1 protein-coding gene is annotated in these 224 nt (G+C 33.5%); it reads left to right on the plus strand.

Annotated features, from left to right (window positions below; all coding sequences use genetic code 11):
- Positions 1–201, plus strand: a 201-nt coding sequence (locus tag JQ843_RS05685; RefSeq protein ID WP_203213122.1) for a hypothetical protein, incomplete at its 5' end; no start/stop codon positions are given.
- Positions 202–224 lie beyond the last annotated feature (23 nt).

Below are 224 nucleotides of genomic sequence, written 5' to 3' on the forward strand. Positions count from 1 at the left end.
GCCGAAGCCAAAGAAGCTTACGCAAGGAGAAAAATCGTAAAAATTCTAGAATTTGATACAGTGTTGTTAAAAAACGGTCAAACGGCGACAATTGTCGAAAAGTTAAGTGAAGATACTTTTATTGCTGACATAGGAGATTCCCCGAAAGACTGGGATACCATAACAATTACAATCAATGATATTGAAAAAGTAGTGTATTGAAATAGCTAATATATTTGTATAGT

The organism is Streptococcus mitis, from assembly GCF_905187495.1.
Taxonomy (GTDB): Bacteria; Bacillota; Bacilli; order Lactobacillales; family Streptococcaceae; genus Streptococcus; species Streptococcus mitis_CU.